Origin of the sequence: Janthinobacterium sp. LPB2021202312-11-4 (genome assembly GCF_037049705.1) — a bacterium.
Classification (GTDB): Bacteria; Pseudomonadota; Gammaproteobacteria; order Pseudomonadales; family Pseudomonadaceae; genus Aquipseudomonas.
Genome location: NZ_JBAGKV010000006.1, coordinates 20,725 through 38,641, shown reverse-complemented (window position 1 = coordinate 38,641; position 17,917 = coordinate 20,725). Strand labels below are relative to the sequence as shown.

The following is a 17,917-nucleotide window of genomic DNA, read 5'->3' as shown; positions in this document are numbered from 1 at the left end:
TGTAGGAGCTGCCGAAGGCTGCGATCTTTTGATCTGGTTTTTCAAAAAACAAAATCAAAAGATCGCAGCCTTCGGCAGCTCCTACAGGTTTACCGTGCGCACCTCGGAGTTTTTACATGACGGCCCACGCCGACCTTTCGCCGACCCTCCAACTCGCCATCGACCTGATCCGCCGTCCGTCCGTGACGCCGCTCGACGCCGATTGCCAGAAGCAGATGATGCAGCGCCTGGGCGATGCCGGTTTCGCACTGGAACCGATGCGCATCGAAGATGTGGATAACTTCTGGGCCACCCACGGCAAACACGACGGTCCGGTGCTGTGCTTCGCCGGCCACACGGACGTGGTCCCGACCGGTCCGGTCACCGCTTGGCAGATCGACCCGTTCAACGCAGTGATCGACGAACACGGCATGTTGTGCGGCCGTGGCGCGGCGGACATGAAAGGCAGCCTCGCGTCGATGACCGTGGCCGCCGAGCGTTTCGTCACCGACTACCCGGATCACAAGGGCAAGGTCGCATTCCTGATCACCAGCGACGAAGAAGGCCCGGCGCACCACGGCACCAAAGCCGTGATCGAACGCCTCGTGGCCCGTAAGGAGCGTCTGGACTGGTGCATCGTCGGTGAACCGTCGAGCACCACCCTGGTTGGCGACGTGGTCAAGAATGGCCGTCGCGGTTCCCTCGGCGCCAAGTTGACCGTGCGCGGTGTGCAAGGCCACGTCGCCTACCCGCACCTGGCGAAGAACCCGATTCACCTCGCCGCCCCGGCCCTGGCCGAACTGGCCGCCGAGCATTGGGACCACGGCAACGATTTCTTCCCGCCGACCAGTTTCCAGATTTCCAACCTCAACTCCGGCACTGGCGCGACCAACGTGATTCCGGGTGATCTGGTGGCGGTGTTCAACTTCCGCTTCTCCACCGAATCCACCGTTGAAGGCCTGCAAAAACGCGTGGCTGACATCCTCGACAAGCATGGCCTGGACTGGCACGTGGATTGGGCGCTGTCGGGCCTGCCGTTCCTTACTGAGCCGGGTGCTTTGCTGGACGCGGTTGCGTCGAGCATCAAGGACATCACCGGTCGCGAAACCAAGGCGTCCACCAGCGGTGGCACCTCCGATGGGCGTTTCATCGCGACCATGGGCACCCAGGTGGTTGAGCTGGGCCCGGTCAACGCGACGATCCACCAGGTCAACGAGCGGGTGCTGGCGGCTGATCTCGACGTGCTGACCGAAATCTATTACCAGACCCTGATCAAGTTGCTCGCCTGATGCTTGCCTGCCCGATCTGCAGTGAACCGCTGAACGCGGTGGACAACGGCGTGGCCTGCCCCGCCGGGCATCGTTTCGACCGCGCGCGCCAGGGTTACCTGAACCTGCTGCCGGTGCAGCACAAGAACAGCCGCGACCCTGGGGATAACCTGGCGATGGTCGAGGCCCGCCGCGACTTCTTGAACGCCGGCCATTACGCGCCGGTGGCCAAGCGCCTGGCGGAACTGGCGGCGCACTACGCGCCCCAGCGCTGGCTGGACATCGGCTGTGGCGAGGGTTACTACACCGCGCAAATCGCCGAGGCCTTGCCGAATGCCGACGGCTACGCCCTCGACATCTCCAAGGAAGCGGTCAAACGCGCCTGCAAACGTAACCCCGAGCTGACCTGGTTGATCGCCAGCATGGCGCGGGTGCCATTGGCGTCCGGCAGTTGCCAGTTTCTGGCCAGCGTTTTCAGCCCGTTGGACTGGGAAGAAGCCAAACGCTTGCTCAGCCCCGGCGGCGGCTTGATGAAGGTCGGGCCGACCAGCGGCCACCTGATGGAATTGCGCGAAAGCCTGTACGACGAAGTGCGCGAATACACCGACGACAAGCACCTGGCCCTGGTGCCGGAAGGCATGGCGCTGGCGCACAGCGAAACCCTGAAATTCAAACTGACCCTGGAAAGTGGCCAGGATCGTGCCAACCTGTTGGCCATGACGCCCCACGGCTGGCGCGCCAGTGCCGAACGCCGGGCAGCGGTCATCGAACAGGTCGAGCCGTTCGAGGTCACCGTGTCGATGCGTTACGATTACTTCGTACTTCAATAATTTTTGGTCTTGAGCAACTGCTTGAGGCCGGCTAAATCCGCGAATGGATTTTTCAAGACCGCAGTGAGGACATCCATGCGCCAACCCGATATCGAGATTTACCTGAAAGACGCCGACGTCGACTACAAGACCGTCGCCGATTGGCTGAGCGCCGCGTTGGGCCCGTGCAGTGAGTGGGTCAAGAAAGGCCAGACCTACAAGTGCAAGGCCGGCAACGTGCCCGTGACCTGGCTGCCGAAAGCCGTGGGCAAGTGGAACAGCCTGTTCCTGGACAGCGACCAGACCCCGTGGGAAGACGACATCGCCTGCGCCCGCGCAGCCTTTGCTGCGCTGAACGTCGAAGTGCGTTGCGCGCCGGGGACGTGGGTCGAGGAAGAAGGCGAGGAAACCGCGGATCGCTGGATGCGTATCAGCGCTGATGGTGAAGAAGAAATCACCTGGAAAACCGCGTAAAAGCAAAAAGATCGCAGCCTTCGGCAGCTCCTACGGGGTCATGTGTACACCCGTAGGAGCTGCCGAAGGCTGCGATCTTTTGATCTTCAAGTTTACAAACCTACAACATCCTCAGCCTGCAACCCCTTCTCCCCCGTCACCACGGCGTATTCAACCTGCTGGCCTTCAGCCAGCGAACGGTGGCCCTCACCGCGAATCGCACGGTAGTGCACGAACACGTCCACCCCGTCCTCGCGTTGAATGAAGCCGTAGCCCTTGGCGTCGTTGAACCACTTCACATTGCCGGTTTCGCGCGTAGCCATGTCTCGTTACCCCCTTCTTTTTATTGTTGAACGGGCGAGTATATGACAGGCACCAAAACTCTCAACTACAGAATGTTTAGCCGCTTTTTTGCCGATTTTCGGCGAATACGGCACACTAGGGGGTGTTCTCAATTAGTTTCCGCGCCGCGCCGGGTCTGCTGTTGCGCAGGGCAAGGCGCGAGAAGCGTGGTTTGGTCATTCCAAATAAGCTTCGAGCAACGCAGCCCTGCACAACAGCAGGCCCGGCCCTTCGGGTTGTGCCTTAAAACGGGCCAGACTGCGTTGCAGTCCTTGGAAAGGGAACAACCATTCCCAGCGGCCTGCGCCTTGCCTGGCCCGCTTTAAGGCGACAACGCGACGCGGAAACTAATTGAGAACGCCACCTGGCCGCCCGAGCAATTGCTCGGTTTTATTCACTCACGCAGAAGCCGTATGACCCGCTCCCCGTTCCGTCGTCTTGTGTTTGGCACCCTGCGCCGACTGTTGTACCTCTGGGTTCGCTCGGAGACGATCAACCAGTCGTCCTTTACCCTCAACCTCGACCGCAGTCGTCCGGTGTTCTACGTCCTGCAAAACCCTTCGCTGACCGACCTGGCCGTGCTCGACACCGAGTGCACCAAGGCAGGCCTGCCGCGCCCGGTGCTGCCGGTGTCGGTGGGTAATCTGCTGGAGCCCGCCGCGTTCTTTTACCTGACGCCGGAGCCCGACTGGCTCGGTCGCCAGGACAAACGCGGCGCGCCGCCGACCCTGACCCGTCTGGTCAGCGCCCTGAGTCAGAACGCCGCCGAAGACGCGCAGATCATTCCGGTCAGCGTGTTCTGGGGCCAGTCGCCGGACAGCGAATCCAGCCCCTGGAAGCTGTTGTTCGCCGACAGTTGGGCGGTCACCGGGCGTCTGCGCCGGTTGCTCAGCATCATGATTCTGGGGCGCAAGACCCGCGTGCAGTTTTCGGCGCCGATCCATCTGCGCGAACTGATCGACCACAACAAGGGCCACGAACGCACCGTGCGCATGGCCCAGCGAATCCTGCGGGTGCACTTTCGCAACCTCAAAGCGGCGGTGATCGGCCCGGACATTTCCCACCGTCGCAACCTGGTCAAAGGTCTGCTCAACCAGCCGCTGGTCAAGCAAGCGATCCTCGACGAAGCCGAGCGCGAAAAAATCTCCCCGGAGAAAGCCAAGGCCCAGGCCCTGCGCTACGGCAACGAGATCGCCTCGGACTACACCTACACCGCGATCCGTTTTCTGGAAGTGGTGCTGAGCTGGTTCTGGAACAAGATCTACGACGGGATCAAGGTCAACCACATCGAAGGCGTGCAGAACGTCGCCCAGGGTCACGAAGTGATCTACGTGCCCTGCCACCGCAGCCACATCGATTACCTACTGCTCTCGTATTTGCTGTTTCGTAACGGTCTGACCCCGCCGCACATCGCCGCCGGGATCAACCTGAACATGCCGGTGATCGGCAGCCTGTTACGCCGTGGCGGCGCGTTTTTCATGCGCCGTACGTTCAAGGGCAACCCGCTCTACACCTCGGTGTTCAACGAATATCTGCACACCTTGTTCACCAAAGGCTTCCCGGTGGAGTACTTCGTCGAGGGCGGCCGTTCGCGCACCGGGCGCATGCTGCAACCGAAAACCGGGATGCTGGCGATCACCCTGCGCAGTTTCCTGCGTTCGTCGCGCATGCCCATCGTGTTCATCCCGGTGTACATCGGTTATGAACGCGTGCTCGAAGGCCGGACCTACCTCGGCGAACTGCGGGGCGCGAGCAAGAAAAAAGAATCGATCTTCGACATTTTCAAAGTCATCGGTGCCCTCAAGCAGCGCTTCGGCCAAGTGGCGGTGAACTTCGGCGAGCCGATCAAACTCGCGGAATTCCTCGACAGCGAACAACCGGACTGGCGTTCCCAGGAGCTCGGCCCGCAATTCAAACCGGCGTGGCTGAACGAAACCACCCATCGCCTCGGCGAGAAAGTCGCGCAGCATTTGAACGAAGCGGCAGCGATCAACCCGGTGAACCTTGTGGCGTTGGCGCTGCTGTCCACCAGCCGTTTGGCGCTGGACGACCGGGCCATGGCGCGGGTGCTGGATTTGTACCTGGCGCTGCTGCGCAAGGTTCCGTACTCGCCGCACACCACGTTGCCGGAAGGCGATGGCCGGGCGCTGATCGAGCACGTGAAGGACATGGATTTGCTGTCCGAGCAAAGCGATGCCCTGGGCAAGATTCTGTACCTGGACGAGCAGAACGCCGTCCTGATGACCTACTACCGCAACAACGTTTTGCACATCTTCGCGTTGCCGGCGCTGTTGGCGAGTTTCTTCCAGAGCGCGTCGCGCATGAGCCGCGAACAGATCCTGCGCTACACCCGCGCCCTGTATCCGTACCTGCAATCGGAGCTGTTCATCCGCTGGTCCATGGATGAACTGGACGCGGTGATCGATCAATGGCTCGATGCCTTCGTCGAGCAAGGCTTGCTGCGGTTCGAAAACAATGTGTACCTGCGTCCGGCGCCGAGTTCGCGGCATTTCGTGCTACTGACGCTGCTGTCGAAAAGCATCGCCCAGACCCTGCAACGTTTCTACATGACTGTTTCCCTGCTGCTCAACAGCGGCCAGAACAGCATCAGCGCCGAAGAGCTGGAAGACCTGTGCACAGTCATGGCCCAACGCCTGTCGATCCTCCATGGTTTGAACGCCCCGGAATTCTTCGACAAAAGCCTGTTCCGCCACTTCATCCAGACCCTGCTCGACCTCGACGTATTGCGTCGCGATGAAGCGGGCAAGCTGAGCTATCACGAATTGCTCGGCGAACTGGCCGAAGGCGCGGCCAAACGCGTATTGCCGGCGGAGATTCGCTTGTCGATCCGCCAAGTGGCGTTGCATCGCAGTGAAGATGCGGCGGATCAGGTCGCCCCACAACCCGAGGCCTGATGAAATTCCCTGTGGGAGCGGGCTTGCTCGCGAAGGCGGTGTGTCAGTCGACATCAACGTTGACTGACACGACGTTTTCACGAGCAAGCCCGCACCCACATTGATTGGAGAACCATGATGAAAAAACTGTCTCTATTGGCCCTGACCGCACTGCTGGGCGCCTGCCAAGCCATGCACCCCGCCGCCAAAACCAGCCTCGATGGCGAAGTGTTCTACCTGCAACGCATCGCCCTGCCGCCAAACGCTACCTTGAGCGTCAGCCTGCAGGACGTGTCCCTGGCCGATGCGCCAGCCGTGGTCCTCGATGAGCAGAAAGGCCCGGTCAAAGGTCAGGTGCCGCTGGCGTTTCATCTGAGCTACGATCCGTCACAGGTCAAACCCGGCCATCGTTATTCGGTCAGCGCACGTATCGAAGTGAACGGTGAACTGATGTTCATCACCACCGAAAACCATGCCGTGCAACTCGATGGCAACGACCCGCAACCGTTGAAACTGCGTGTCGACGCCGTCCGCTAATTTCCCTTATTCGTACAAGGAAGCCGCCATGTTCCGCCCTACCCTTCGCTTTGCCGGCCTGTGCGCAGGCTTGATGATTTCTGTGAACGCTCTGGCGTTGTCCCTGGGTGACCTGTCGCAAACCGACGCCACCGGCGGCCTCAAGGACGCCCTGACCCAAGGTGCACAACTGGCCGTGAAACAACTCGGTACGCCGGGCGGTTTCAGCAACAACCCGGACGTGAAAATCGAACTGCCGGGCAAACTGGGCAAGGTCGCCAGCAAGATGAAAGCCTTCGGCATGGGCGCCCAGGTCGATCAACTGGAAACCAGCATGAACAAAGCGGCGGAAACCGCCGTGACCCAGGCCCAGCCAATCCTGGTGGACGCCGTGAAAAAGATGAGCGTGAGCGATGCCAAGGGCATCCTCAGCGGCGGCAAGGACTCGGCCACCCAATACCTGGACAAATCCAGCCGCGAACAGATCCGCGCCAAGTTCCTGCCAATCGTCAAGCAGGCCACCGACCAAGTGGGCCTGGCCAAACAATACAACTCGTTCGCCGGCCAAGCCGCGACCCTGGGCGTGGTGGACGCGAAGAGCGCCAACATCGAAAACTACGTGACCGAACAGGCGCTGAACGGCTTGTTCGAAATGATTGGCAAACAGGAAGAAACCATTCGCCAGAACCCGGCGGCAGCAGCGACCAGCCTCGCCAAAAAGGTCTTCGGCACGCTCTAAACCTCACAGCAGAACCCTGTGGGAGCGGGCTTGCTCGCGAAAGCGTCGTGTCAGTGGACATCAACATTGACTGACACACCGCCTTCGCGAGCAAGCCCGTTCCCACAATAAGTCAGGCTTTTGCGGTAGACCTCGGTAAAACCAGTCACCGCCCGCAAAACGACCGAACACTGGAAATCGATGAAGTAAGTCAAGTCCAGATCATCGGCTTCGGTGTGCAGATATGAGCGTCCGTACTTCACCGGCGCGTTGCGCAGCAGTGTGCTGATGGCGATGTAGCGCAAGGCCGAAAAGTCATTCTTGAACATGAACCAGTAAAACAGCGCCCGGGCGACACGACCGTTGCCATCGCGAAACGGATGCTCGTAGCCCAGAGCAAAATGCAGCCCGATGGCTTTGATCAAGGGATGTACATAGTCCGTGTGAAAGGGGTCGTTGTGAGCCTGGTTGATCCACTTCGTAAGTGCCTGCAAACGTGACGCCAGCCCCCCTGCGGGCGGCGGTGTATGGACCGTATTGCCCTCGCCGTCCTGCACGACCACATCATCTTTGACCCTGAACATTCCGGGGCTGTATTGCCCGTCGTCGATGCCTTCGACCCCCACGCGATGGATCGCCGCGATCAACTCGACGCTCAAGGGCCGGTCACGCATTTCCCAGGCGAAATTCATCATTTTGTAATTGCCGATGACCATTCGCTCATCCGGCGTGCGCGGCAGGCGCTTGCGCTTAAGCATGTCCTTGGCCACCTGCGTGGTGGTAGCCGCGCCTTCGAGTTGGCTGCTGCTGATGGCTTCGTCTTCGATCAGGTCATTGAGCAGATAGCTGAAATGCGCGTGTTCGCCAATCTGGCGGGTCATGTATTCCAGCGCGGCGGTGGTGGCTAGCCGATCAACTGCCGAAATGGCTTTTTGCGCGGTAGGGGTCAGCACGAAGGTGCCCCACTGCATAGGCTCACCCAATGGCAGAAGGCTGGAATATTGCGCTACACGGGCCTTCTTGACCAAGGCCCAGCACAGATTCGCATCCAGCCCGGGCGCCCAGCGATAACGCAACTCATCGAACGGCAGGTAACGCCCCTGATCGTCCAGAGGCGTTAGCAAAGCCAGATAATCCGCGAGACGATGTTTGTGGGGTGACTTTGCCAACAGGCTAAATACCGGGTCGGACCGGCCCTTCACCACGGACGGCTTTTTCATGATTGCGCTCTCAAAAACTCATAAAACTGAGGCCGGAGTACAGCATTCAGAACCCGCCGACTCAATATCAGAGCTTTCTGAAAAACCTGTAGGAGCTGCCGCAGGCTGCGATCTTTTGATTTTGATCTCTGAATTTTCAAGATCAAAAGATCGCAGCCTTCGGCAGCTCCTACAGGGGCAAGTACACCCGCTAAAGAATGGGCGGCCTGAGGGCCGCCCGTTCATGCGGGGTCTTTCTTGATCCGGAACCACGCCGCATACAGCGCCGGCAGGAACAGCAACGTCAACGCCGTGGCCACGATCAACCCGCCCATGATCGCCACCGCCATCGGCCCGAAGAACACGCTGCGGGACAACGGGATCATTGCCAGCACGGCGGCGAGTGCCGTCAGCACAATCGGCCGGAACCGGCGCACCGTGGCTTCGATGATCGCTTGCCACGGCTTGAGCCCGGCGGCGATGTCTTGTTCGATCTGGTCCACCAGGATCACCGAGTTGCGCATGATCATCCCGGATAACGCGATGGTCCCGAGCATGGCGACGAAACCGAACGGCTGACGGAACACCATCAGGAACAAGGTCACGCCGATCAAACCCAATGGCGCTGTCAGAAACACCATCACGGTGCGTGAGAAACTTCTCAGTTGCAGCATCAGCAAGGTCAGCACCACGACGATGAACAGCGGCACGCCCGCCTTCACCGAGTTCTGCCCGCGCGCCGAATCTTCAACCGTGCCGCCGACTTCCAGTAAGTAGCCGTCCGGCAGTTCTGCCTTGATCGGGTCGAGGGTCGGCATGATTTGCTGCACCAGGGTCGCCGGTTGTTCCTTGCCATAGATGTCGGCGCGAATCGTCACGTTAGGCAGGCGATTGCGGTGCCAGATGATGCCTTCTTCGAAGCCATATTCCAGGGTCGCAATCTGCGACAGCGCGACGCTTTTGCCGTTGTCGGTGGGCACCGCCAGGCTCGGCAGCAGCGACAGTTCGGTGCGTTCATGCACGGTGCCGCGCAGCAGGATTTCGATCAACTCGTTGTCTTCGCGGTACTGGCTGACGCTGGAACCGGTCAGGGAGCTTTGCAAAAACTTCGACAGGTTGGCGGTGCTCACGCCGAGTGCCCGGGCGCGGTCCTGATCGACGTTCAGGTACACGACTTTGCTCGGCTCCTCCCAGTCCAGATGGACGTTAACCACGTGCGGGTTCTCACGAACCTTGGCCGCGACTTTGCGCGCCAGGGCGCGGACTTCTTCAATGTGTTCGCCGGTGATCCGGAACTGCACCGGGTAGCCCACCGGCGGACCGTTTTCCAGGCGTGTAACCCGCGAGCGCAGGGCCGGGAATTGTTCGTTGAGGGTTTCGATCAGCCAGGTGCGCAGGGTTTCGCGCTCCTCGATGGTTTTGGCCAGGACGACAAACTGGGCGAAGCTCGCCGCAGGCAGTTGCTGATCCAGCGGCAGGTAAAAGCGCGGTGAACCGGTGCCGACGTAGGCCACGTAATTGTCGATGCCGGCATGGTCCTTCAACAGGCCTTCAAGGCGTTTAACCTCTTCGGTGGTGTTGCTCAGGGACGCGCCTTCGGCCAGTTTCAGATCGACCATCAATTCCAGACGCCCGGAGGCCGGGAAGAATTGCTGCGGCACGAAGCGGAACAGGAAGATGGAGCCTATGAACAACACCACGGTCAACACGATCACGGTTTTGCGCCAGCGCACGCACCACTCCACCAAACGCCGAACCCGTTGATAGAACGGCGTGCCATACGGGTCGGGCTGACCGTCGGCGGTGCCGTGTTTGGCGGCGTGAATTTTCGCCAGGTCCGGTAGGAGTTTTTCCCCCAGGTACGGTACAAACACCACGGCGGCAATCCATGACGCCAGCAGCGCGATGGTCACCACCTGGAAGATCGAGCGGGTGTATTCGCCGGTGCCCGATTGCGCGGTGGCGATGGGCAGGAACCCGGCCGCCGTGATCAAAGTGCCGGTAAGCATCGGGAACGCAGTGCTGGTCCAGGCATAGCTGGCGGCTTTGATCCGGTCGAAGCCCTGCTCCATTTTGATCGCCATCATTTCCACGGCGATGATCGCGTCGTCCACCAGCAACCCCAGGGCCAGCACCAGCGCGCCGAGGGAAATCTTGTGCAGGCCGATGCCGAGGTAATACATGCAGGCGAAGGTGATCGCCAGCACCAGCGGTATGGTCAACGCCACCACCATCCCGGTGCGCACGCCGAGGGAGAAAAAGCTCACCAGCAACACAATCGCCAGGGCTTCGACCAGCACTTGGACGAACTCGCCCACGCCGGTTTTCACGGCGGCGGGCTGGTCTGAAACCTTGCGTAATTGCATGCCGGCCGGAAGGTTTTTCTGGATGCGATCGAACTCGACCTCTAAGGCCTTACCGAGCACCAGAATGTCACCGCCGTCCTTCATCGCCACGGCCAAGCCAATGGCGTCTTCAGCCATAAAGCGCATGCGCGGTGCCGGTGGATCGTTGAAGCCGCGACGCACGTCGGCGACATCGGCGATGCGGAACGTACGATCACCCACCCGAATCGGGAAGTTTTTGATCTGCTCGACTGTCTGAAAATTCCCCGTGACCCGTAGCTGCAATCGCTCGCTGCTGGTTTCGAAGAACCCGGCTGTGGAGACCGCGTTCTGCTCTTCCAGCGCCTGCTGCACTGCCGCCAGCGGCAGCCCGAGGGTGGCGAGTTTGACGTTGGACAGTTCGATCCAGATCTTCTCGTCTTGCAGACCAAGCAAATCGACCTTGCCCACGTCCTTGACCCGTTGCAGCTGAATCTGGATGCGGTCGGCGTAATCCTTGAGCACCGCGTAGTCAAAACCGTCGCCAGTCAGGGCGTAGATATTGCCGAACGTGGTGCCGAATTCATCGTTGAAAAACGGGCCCTGGATGCCTGGCGGTAAGGTCTGGCGGATGTCGCTGATCTTCTTGCGGACCTGATACCAGAGGTCCGGGATCTGCGCCGAATGCATGGAGTCGCGAGCAACGAAGGTCACTTGGGACTCACCGGGGCGCGAGAACGAAACGATGCGCTCGTATTCGCCGGTTTCCATCAGTTTCTTTTCAATACGCTCGGTGACCTGGCGCGAGACTTCCTGAGCCGTGGCCCCCGGCCAGTTGGTGCGAATCACCATGGCCTTGAAGGTGAACGGCGGGTCTTCGCTTTGGCCAAGTTTGGTGTAGGAAAGCGCACCGACGATGGCCAGCAGAAGCATCAGGAACAGTACGATCTGGCGATTACGCAGCGCCCATTCGGAAAGATTGAAGCCCATCGGGGATTACTCCTTGTCCGCCAGATTGACCATGCGGTTGGAGCGATCCACCGGGCGCACTTGTTGCCCGTCGTGCAGTACATGCACGCCAGCGGCCACCACCCAGTCGCTGGCGTTCAGGCCTTCCAGTACCGGCACGGTTTTCTCGCCGAACGGCCCGACCCGCACCGGGGCTTTCTTCAACGTGTTGTTGGCGCCGACCACCCACACGTAAGTCGCACCGTTTTCTGCGGTAACCGCCGACAGCGGCACTGACAGCGACACCACGGCAGCCGTCTGGATAAACACCCGGGCGCTCTGGCCAAGTTCGGCCGGGACTTTGCCGGAAGTGAAGGAAATACGCGCGGCAAAGGTCCGTGACTTGGGATCTGCCGCCGGTGACAGTTCACGGATGCGCCCGGTAAAACGCTGATCGGGCTGGGTCCAGAGCTCCACGGACACCGGTTGATCAACCTTGAAACGGCCGAAGCTTTGCTCCGGCAGGCTGATCAACACTTCACGCTCGCCATCGGTGGCCAGGGTAAACACCGTTTGCCCGGCCGCCACCACTTGCCCGACTTCCACCGCACGCTTGGCCACCACGCCATCCTGAGGCGCACGCAGCACCGCGTAGCTGGCCTGGTTGGTCGCGACGTTGAATTCGGCTTTGATTTGTTTAAGGCGCGCTTCACCGGATCGGTAAAGGTTTTCGGAATTGTCGTACGCAGACTTACTAACCATCTGACGGTCCATCAGGGTTTTGTAGCGATCCCGTTCGGCGCGAACCAGGTTCAGATTGGCTTCGGCGGCGGTGACTTGAGCACGGGTGGCTTCCAGTTGCAGGCGCACGTCCTGGGGGTCGAGCTCGGCCAGGGGTTGATCGGCCTTGACCCACTGACCTTCCTCGACCAGTCGTCGGCTGACTTTGCCGCCAATGCGGAAGGCCAGGTCCGGCTCGTAGCGGGCGCGGACCTCACCGGGATAACTTTCCATCGCCTGGGCCGAAGGCTCTGGCTGCACCACCATCGCCGGTCGCACGCTGACTTGCGCGACCTCGTCCTGACCACACGCCGATAATAAAAAAGCCAGGCTGACTGGCAACGCGAGGGGCAAGGCATAGCGGAACATGGTGAAGGACCTTTCGCTAATGGTGCTTGGAATAATTATACTGGCCGGTATGTTATTAATAGCAAACTCACCAGTCCAGTATTAAAAGCGAATAATGTCGAACAATCTTTCAGCACCTAACGGTCCGGGCCGCCCCAAGGATCTGGCCAAGCGCCAGGCCATCCTCGATGCGGCGAAAATTCTTTTCCTGACCAAGGGTTACGCGAGCACCAGCATGGATGCCGTGGCGGCCGAGGCCGGGGTGTCGAAACTCACGGTCTACAGCCATTTCAACGACAAGGAGACGCTGTTCTCCGCCGCCGTGGTCGCCAAGTGCGAAGAGCAACTGCCGCCGCTGTTTTTCGAATTGCCGGACGGCGTCGCGGTGGAAACGGTGTTGTTGAACATCGCTCGCGGCTTTCATCAACTGATCAACAGCGACGAGTCGGTGAACCTGCACCGCTTGATGATCAGCCTGGGCAGCCAGGACCCGAAACTCTCGCTGATCTTCTTCGAGGCCGGGCCGGAGCGCATGCTGAATGGGATGGAGCGGCTGTTGGCCAAGGTCGATCAGACCGGCGCATTAAGCATCGATAAGCCACGCAATGCCGCCGAGCATTTCTTTTGCCTGCTCAAGGGTGCGGGGAATTTTCGCTTGTTGTATGGCTGCGGCGAGCCATTGACCGGGGACGCGGCCGAGGAGCATGTGCGGGAAGTGGTGGGGTTGTTTATGCGGGCTTATCGGCGTGAGACAGCCTGATAGATTATCGGTGTTTGGTCGGGCGCCTTCGCGGGCAAGCCTCGCTCCTACGGGGGCTGCGGTGCTCTTGTAGGAGCGAGGCTTGCCCGCGAATGGAGCGACGCGGTCTTAAGGCTTGAGCGCCTTCTTCGGATAAATGTCATACCGACTGGATTTCCCGTCCAGCGCATGGCTCGGCTTCGGCCCTTCAATGCACGGTGCCTTGCGTGGACGCTTGACCACCACCCGGTGGCTGGCAAGGGCCAGGGCCGCCGCGAGCAGCGCCGGCGCATCCAGGTCATCGCCGACCAGCGGCCGGAACAGGCGCATTTCCTTCTTCACCAGCGCGGTTTTCTCACGGTGCGGGAACATCGGGTCGAGGTAGATCACCTGCGGCGGCTCGCCTTCCCAATTACGCATCACGTCAATCGAATTGCCCTTGAGCAAACGCATGCGCGCCATAATCGGCGCCACGTCGAAATCTTCGGCGCCACGGGCCAGGCCATCCTCAAGCAACGCGCCAATCAGCGGCTGACGCTCGATCAGGCTCATCTCGCAACCCAGGCTGGCCAGCACAAACGCATCCTTGCCCAGCCCCGCCGTGGCATCCAGCACCCGTGGCCGCACGCCTTGGGCGATGCCGACAGCCTTGGCGATCATCTGTCCCGTGCCACCACCGAACAACCGACGATGGGCCGCGCCACCCTCGACGAAGTCCACTCGCACCGGCCCCGGCGCATCTGGCCCCAGTTGTTGCAGTTGCAAACCCTGCTCACCGACCTGCAAGGCAAATTCGCCGTCATCCACCTGCAAAGGCAAGCCCAGGCGCTCGGCCCATTGCTCGGCCTGTGGCTGAAACGCCGGGGCCGAGGCCTCGACATGGATGCGGCAGGCCGCGGGTTGTTCAATCATGGGAAAAGGTGCTCAAAAAATTAATGATCGGCAAAAAACGTCCGATAACAAAACTATCGAGCATTTTGCCAGAGCTGAGCGTCGACCGAGAAAAATGTCAGACATTCAAACCACATCCGTTGGCTATATATCGCGTCATGGCGATTATGGCCTGCGAAACTCCCAAGCACTGAGCGGCGTCAGTCACCTGTGGCAGGATTTTTTTGCCCAGGCCCTGGCCGAACAGTCGAGCGATGTGGTGCCGGCGTGCGGGACCTTCCCACCGGTGGATCTGGAAAGCCCGGTCGAGCCGACCGTCGGCAGCGAGCTCTACGCGCACATCGTGTCCCAGCGTGAATGCGATGTGAAAGAAACCCAGGTCAAGCCGCCAGAGCCGCTATTCCTGCCGATTGCCGAGTTCGAAATGGATCTGGCCGACAAACCGTTCCCGCCATTCCCGCCGGAAGAAATCGTCGCTCAGCAGCAACAACAGAACTTCGAAAGCGGTTGGGTGCGTCCGATCGTACTCACCGCCGGCCAGCCTGTGCCCGAAGCCGGCCCGGCGCCACAACCGCGTCCATTGCACCTGCCTATCGCCGAGTTTGAACTGCATCTGCTGGACAAACCGTTCCCACCGTTCTCGCCCGAAGAGTTGGTGGAGCAACAGAAACAACTCGATTTCGATAACGGCTGGGCACGCCCGATCGTTCTGCAGAACCTGCGCATCGCCGCCTGATCCCTCAGAATCTCTCAGCGACACACCCACCACGGCCCCACATCCAGATGAAAGTGATTGCGATGGGCGGCGTTGTAGTCCGGGCTCAACACCACACTGAACATGTCGCAGGCGCCGTCGCGCACCTGCCGTAGAAACCGCGCGTCCTGATCATCCTTGGGCCAATCCTTGAGCACGTTGATGGTTCGGCCATCGGCCAGGCGAAAACCGGCGATATCCAGGGCGTTGGCGCTGGCATGTTGGCTGCGAGCGCCGTTCTCGCGGTTGTACATGTTGCGACAGGCGAAACTGCCGAGGTGATCGACCCGCGTCACGGCCTGGCCGTACACCGCCTGAGACGCTGGCTGCAGAGCGTGGCGTTCGAACAGGGCGAACGCCACCGCCAACGGACAACTGGCGAGGAAACTGCTGCTCAGGGCCACCTCGCCGCCCTGAACGCGCAGGGTGTTGGTCAACGGGCAGTCCCCGCCCGGGCTGTCGGCTTGGCGGTTGACGCGCAAACCGGAGCTGGCCAGCACCTGATCGCACAACTGCGGATCATCGCGCAGGCGCATCAGCTTGTAGCGGGTCAGCAAGTTCGGCGCGTCGTTCACGTCCAGTGGCGCCCAAGGGTTCCATTGCGCCGGCACGGCAATCCAGCCGCGCCAGACGCTCAACCCCGCCGCACCGACAAGCAACACCACCAGCAGCAATCCCTTGGCAAACCGCATCGTCAGTCTTTGAAAAACTGATTGGCCTTCGCGTAGGGCATGGAGCGCGACGTGAAGCTGAAGGTGCCCGACGTCTTGATCTCTTCAGCCGCGCGGAAGAATTCGCCATAGGCCGCCAACGCCAGGGCCGAGCCGACGCTGATGCGTTTGACGCCCATCTCGCTCAACTGCTCGACCGTCAATTTGAGCCCGCCGGACATCAACACATTGACCGGTTTTGGCGCCACGGCGCGAACCACCGCCAACACGTCTTCAGCACTGCGCAAGCCCGGCGCGTAAAGCACATCGGCGCCGGCTTCGGAGAACGCTTGCAAGCGGCGGATGGTGTCAGCGAGGTCAGGATTGCCGTGCAGGAAGTTCTCGGCACGAGCGGTCAGCATGAACGGGAACGGCAGGCTGCGAGCCGCTTTCACGGCCGCCTCGACACGGGCCACGGCATGTTCGAAGCAATAGATCGGCGCTTCTTCACGGCCGGTGGCGTCTTCGATTGATCCACCGACCGCCCCCGCCTCAGCGGCACGCAAAATACTCTGGGCGCATTCCGCCGGATCGTCGGCGAAACCGTTTTCCAGATCCACCGCAACGGGCAAATCCGTCGCCGCGACAATCGCCCGGACGTTCGCCAACGTGTCGTCCAGGGACAATCCGCCATCGGGCCGAGCATTGGAAAAAGCGTAACCGGCGCTGGTAGTCGCCAGCGCCTCGAAGCCAAGGCTGGCGAGCATCTTCGCCGAGCCGGCGTCCCACGGGTTGGGAATGACAAAAGCCCCCGCGCGTTCATGCAACGCTTTGAACGCCTGGGCTCGAAGGGTTTGCGCATCCATTGGCAGGCTCCTGAGAAGAGGAAAAATCCGCCTCAGAGCAAACCAAGCTGCTCGGCGGCGGGTTCTCTGTATAGCTCAGGCAGCGCCGGCAAGCCAGGCAAACGCAGCATCAGTTGTGCGTGAAAACGTTGCGCCAGTTTCGCCGCCAGCAGGTTGTCGGCGGTGTGCAGGAAGATATACGGCGTGCGGCCCTCTTCAATCCACCCGGCGATTTTCTCGACCCAGGGCACCAGGAACGGATCGTTGGCCTCCAGTTGCGGATGGCCGATAAACCGCACCTGCGGAAACTGCGTAAACGCGGCCGGGCGCGGTGGCACTTTGGGCTTTTTCGATTGGGCGTGAAGCACCGAAGGCTCAGTAGAAATGCAGCTGAACAGCGCGCGCGGATCGAGGCAGATACGCTCGACCCCGCGATCCAGCAGCAGGCGATTGAGCATTTTTTCAGCATCGCCCTTGGCGAAGAACGCGTCATGCCGCACTTCCACCGCCAGCGGACGGTCCACGGCGTCAATAAAACCGGCCAACTCCGACAAACGTTGCGGGGTGAAGCTTTTCGACAATTGCAGCCAGAGCGGCGACACCCGCTCGCCGAGGGGGCTGAGCAATTGCAGGAAGGTTTCGACAGCGGTCAGTTGTTCACGCAAATCACCGCTGTGGCTGATGTCGCCGGGGAATTTGGCGGTGAAGCGAAAGTGCTCGGGCATGGTCTCGGCCCAGCGCTGCACGGTGGCGGCGGCCGGGCTCGCGTAGAAGGTCGTATTGCCTTCAACGGCGTTGAACACTTGGGAATAGAGTTTGAGAAATTCGGCGGGTTTGGCGTCTTGCGGGTAGAGGTAGTCGCGCCAGGCGTTTTCACTCCAGGACGGGCAACCGAGGTAGTAAGGCAACAGCATCAGATGTACAGGTCGAGACCCAGCACATCAGCGTCCCAATCGACAAAACCGGCGGTGCTCAGGTAGCTGGCCAGGGCCATCGCCACGCTTTTGCTCATGGCGCGGTGGTAAATCATGTCTTGCTGACGGGCGGGGAGATTGCTCAGGCGTTGCGCAGACGCCTTGGCGGCGCGGGCGGCCAGTTGTTCTTCGGACGGGATTTCCAGCTCGCCATCGATGTCATCGACGGATTCATCCAGCGCGACGTTGCCTTTGCGTGGCTTTCGCTTGATGGGGTACGACTGAGAGGAAAGGCCGTCTATACGCATAATTGAATGCTCGGTATCAGTGATGGCAGTTTAGTGGCGCATTACCCACTTCGCAAACTGTCGAGTGATAACTAGAACACATAAAAGGAAAAAGGTTTAAAGCCGGCCTGTAGAAACTGACGATTGGTGGTATCCGGGAGATCGCTATCGCGGGCAAGCCTTGCTCCTACAGGTTTGGGGTGTACACAAAATCCGCGCGCACCATCAACCCGTAGGAGCAAGGCTTGCCCGCGATGAA

At 60.6% G+C, this 17,917-nt stretch carries 17 protein-coding genes; 8 read left to right on the top strand and 9 right to left on the bottom strand.

Going from position 1 to position 17,917, the window contains the following annotated elements:
• Positions 1-116: 116 nt before the first annotated feature.
• The 3 genes from dapE to V5E99_RS08485 all read left to right on the top strand — a co-directional run bounded on the left by dapE (position 117) and on the right by V5E99_RS08485 (position 2,530).
• Positions 117-1,268: a succinyl-diaminopimelate desuccinylase gene (gene dapE / locus V5E99_RS08495; protein WP_499802050.1), complete on the top strand. Its 1,152-nt coding sequence runs from the start codon at positions 117-119 to the stop codon at positions 1,266-1,268.
• A complete protein-coding gene (locus tag V5E99_RS08490; protein WP_499802049.1) occupies positions 1,268-2,077 on the top strand; it encodes a putative RNA methyltransferase in 810 nt (269 codons plus the stop codon). The genes dapE and V5E99_RS08490 overlap by 1 nt, the downstream gene beginning before the upstream one ends.
• Before the next feature lie 75 nt (positions 2,078-2,152).
• Complete coding sequence (locus tag V5E99_RS08485; protein WP_403026805.1) at positions 2,153-2,530, top strand: hypothetical protein; 378 nt, start codon at positions 2,153-2,155, stop codon at positions 2,528-2,530.
• 92 nt (positions 2,531-2,622) lie between these two features.
• Here V5E99_RS08485 and V5E99_RS08480 read toward each other — a convergent pair whose 3' ends face one another.
• Positions 2,623-2,832, bottom strand: coding sequence for a cold-shock protein (locus V5E99_RS08480; RefSeq protein ID WP_010462862.1), 210 nt, complete (start codon positions 2,830-2,832; stop codon positions 2,623-2,625).
• A gap of 432 nt (positions 2,833-3,264) precedes the next feature.
• Between V5E99_RS08480 and plsB the strand changes: the two genes are divergently transcribed.
• From plsB to V5E99_RS08465, 3 genes are all read left to right on the top strand, one after another.
• Entirely contained in the window at positions 3,265-5,766 is a 2,502-nt protein-coding gene (gene plsB, locus V5E99_RS08475) for a glycerol-3-phosphate 1-O-acyltransferase PlsB (protein ID WP_499802048.1), read from the top strand.
• Positions 5,767-5,883: 117 nt separating this feature from the next.
• Positions 5,884-6,282, top strand: a complete 399-nt coding sequence (locus tag V5E99_RS08470) for a YbaY family lipoprotein (RefSeq protein WP_499802047.1) — start codon at positions 5,884-5,886, stop codon at positions 6,280-6,282.
• A 28-nt stretch (positions 6,283-6,310) separates the two neighbouring features.
• Entirely contained in the window at positions 6,311-7,000 is a 690-nt protein-coding gene (locus V5E99_RS08465) for a DUF4197 domain-containing protein (protein WP_499802046.1), read from the top strand.
• Between the two features lie 50 nt (positions 7,001-7,050).
• Here the strand turns inward: V5E99_RS08465 and V5E99_RS08460 are convergent, their stop codons facing one another.
• From V5E99_RS08460 to V5E99_RS08450, 3 genes are all read right to left on the bottom strand, one after another.
• On the bottom strand, positions 7,051-8,199 hold the full coding sequence (locus V5E99_RS08460) for a Fic family protein (RefSeq protein ID WP_499802045.1): 1,149 nt from the start codon (positions 8,197-8,199) through the stop codon (positions 7,051-7,053).
• Positions 8,200-8,420: 221 nt separating this feature from the next.
• On the bottom strand, positions 8,421-11,492 hold the full coding sequence (locus tag V5E99_RS08455) for an efflux RND transporter permease subunit (RefSeq protein ID WP_499802044.1): 3,072 nt from the start codon (positions 11,490-11,492) through the stop codon (positions 8,421-8,423).
• Between the two features lie 6 nt (positions 11,493-11,498).
• Positions 11,499-12,599, bottom strand: a complete 1,101-nt coding sequence (locus tag V5E99_RS08450; protein ID WP_499802043.1) for an efflux RND transporter periplasmic adaptor subunit — start codon at positions 12,597-12,599, stop codon at positions 11,499-11,501.
• A gap of 94 nt (positions 12,600-12,693) precedes the next feature.
• Here V5E99_RS08450 and V5E99_RS08445 point away from each other — a divergent pair, with 94 nt between their 5' ends.
• Positions 12,694-13,338, top strand: a complete 645-nt coding sequence (locus tag V5E99_RS08445; protein WP_499802042.1) for a TetR/AcrR family transcriptional regulator — start codon at positions 12,694-12,696, stop codon at positions 13,336-13,338.
• A 108-nt stretch (positions 13,339-13,446) separates the two neighbouring features.
• On the opposite strand, the gene V5E99_RS08440 is transcribed toward V5E99_RS08445, so the two are convergent.
• A complete protein-coding gene (locus V5E99_RS08440; protein ID WP_499802041.1) occupies positions 13,447-14,229 on the bottom strand; it encodes a class I SAM-dependent methyltransferase in 783 nt (260 codons plus the stop codon).
• A gap of 94 nt (positions 14,230-14,323) precedes the next feature.
• On the opposite strand from V5E99_RS08440, the gene V5E99_RS08435 reads away from it, so the two are divergent.
• Positions 14,324-14,944 carry a hypothetical protein gene (locus tag V5E99_RS08435; RefSeq protein WP_499802040.1) on the top strand — a complete coding sequence of 207 codons (621 nt, stop codon included), beginning with the start codon at positions 14,324-14,326 and terminating at the stop codon, positions 14,942-14,944.
• 14 nt (positions 14,945-14,958) lie between these two features.
• Here the strand turns inward: V5E99_RS08435 and V5E99_RS08430 are convergent, their stop codons facing one another.
• The 4 genes from V5E99_RS08430 to V5E99_RS08415 are packed head-to-tail and all read right to left on the bottom strand — an operon-like array spanning position 14,959 to position 17,679.
• The gene (locus V5E99_RS08430; protein ID WP_499802039.1) at positions 14,959-15,654 is read right to left on the bottom strand and encodes an extensin-like domain-containing protein; all 696 of its coding nucleotides are present in this window, start codon (positions 15,652-15,654) and stop codon (positions 14,959-14,961) included.
• 2 nt (positions 15,655-15,656) lie between these two features.
• On the bottom strand, positions 15,657-16,478 hold the full coding sequence (locus tag V5E99_RS08425; RefSeq protein ID WP_499802038.1) for an isocitrate lyase/PEP mutase family protein: 822 nt from the start codon (positions 16,476-16,478) through the stop codon (positions 15,657-15,659).
• Positions 16,479-16,510: 32 nt separating this feature from the next.
• Positions 16,511-17,371 (bottom strand): DUF72 domain-containing protein, encoded by an 861-nt coding sequence (locus tag V5E99_RS08420; protein ID WP_499802037.1) that lies wholly within the window; start codon positions 17,369-17,371, stop codon positions 16,511-16,513.
• Positions 17,371-17,679, bottom strand: a complete 309-nt coding sequence (locus tag V5E99_RS08415) for a hypothetical protein (RefSeq protein ID WP_123508002.1) — start codon at positions 17,677-17,679, stop codon at positions 17,371-17,373. The genes V5E99_RS08420 and V5E99_RS08415 overlap by 1 nt, the downstream gene beginning before the upstream one ends.
• Positions 17,680-17,917: the final 238 nt, after the last annotated feature.

What these genes read in the sequence shown, in the direction of transcription:
- V5E99_RS08415 (WP_123508002.1), bottom strand. Translation starts at nt 17,679, where the DNA reads ATGCGTATAGACGGCCTTTCCTCTCAGTCGTACCCCATCAAGCGAAAG.
- V5E99_RS08425 (WP_499802038.1), bottom strand. Translation starts at nt 16,478, where the DNA reads ATGGATGCGCAAACCCTTCGAGCCCAGGCGTTCAAAGCGTTGCATGAA.
- V5E99_RS08455 (WP_499802044.1), bottom strand. Translation starts at nt 11,492, where the DNA reads ATGGGCTTCAATCTTTCCGAATGGGCGCTGCGTAATCGCCAGATCGTA.
- V5E99_RS08450 (WP_499802043.1), bottom strand. Translation starts at nt 12,599, where the DNA reads ATGTTCCGCTATGCCTTGCCCCTCGCGTTGCCAGTCAGCCTGGCTTTT.
- V5E99_RS08465 (WP_499802046.1), top strand. Translation starts at nt 6,311, where the DNA reads ATGTTCCGCCCTACCCTTCGCTTTGCCGGCCTGTGCGCAGGCTTGATG.
- V5E99_RS08430 (WP_499802039.1), bottom strand. Translation starts at nt 15,654, where the DNA reads ATGCGGTTTGCCAAGGGATTGCTGCTGGTGGTGTTGCTTGTCGGTGCG.
- dapE (WP_499802050.1), top strand. Translation starts at nt 117, where the DNA reads ATGACGGCCCACGCCGACCTTTCGCCGACCCTCCAACTCGCCATCGAC.
- V5E99_RS08420 (WP_499802037.1), bottom strand. Translation starts at nt 17,371, where the DNA reads ATGCTGTTGCCTTACTACCTCGGTTGCCCGTCCTGGAGTGAAAACGCC.
- V5E99_RS08480 (WP_010462862.1), bottom strand. Translation starts at nt 2,832, where the DNA reads ATGGCTACGCGCGAAACCGGCAATGTGAAGTGGTTCAACGACGCCAAG.
- V5E99_RS08460 (WP_499802045.1), bottom strand. Translation starts at nt 8,199, where the DNA reads ATGAAAAAGCCGTCCGTGGTGAAGGGCCGGTCCGACCCGGTATTTAGC.
- V5E99_RS08440 (WP_499802041.1), bottom strand. Translation starts at nt 14,229, where the DNA reads ATGATTGAACAACCCGCGGCCTGCCGCATCCATGTCGAGGCCTCGGCC.
- V5E99_RS08445 (WP_499802042.1), top strand. Translation starts at nt 12,694, where the DNA reads ATGTCGAACAATCTTTCAGCACCTAACGGTCCGGGCCGCCCCAAGGAT.
- V5E99_RS08470 (WP_499802047.1), top strand. Translation starts at nt 5,884, where the DNA reads ATGAAAAAACTGTCTCTATTGGCCCTGACCGCACTGCTGGGCGCCTGC.
- V5E99_RS08490 (WP_499802049.1), top strand. Translation starts at nt 1,268, where the DNA reads ATGCTTGCCTGCCCGATCTGCAGTGAACCGCTGAACGCGGTGGACAAC.
- V5E99_RS08435 (WP_499802040.1), top strand. Translation starts at nt 14,324, where the DNA reads ATGTCAGACATTCAAACCACATCCGTTGGCTATATATCGCGTCATGGC.
- plsB (WP_499802048.1), top strand. Translation starts at nt 3,265, where the DNA reads ATGACCCGCTCCCCGTTCCGTCGTCTTGTGTTTGGCACCCTGCGCCGA.
- V5E99_RS08485 (WP_403026805.1), top strand. Translation starts at nt 2,153, where the DNA reads ATGCGCCAACCCGATATCGAGATTTACCTGAAAGACGCCGACGTCGAC.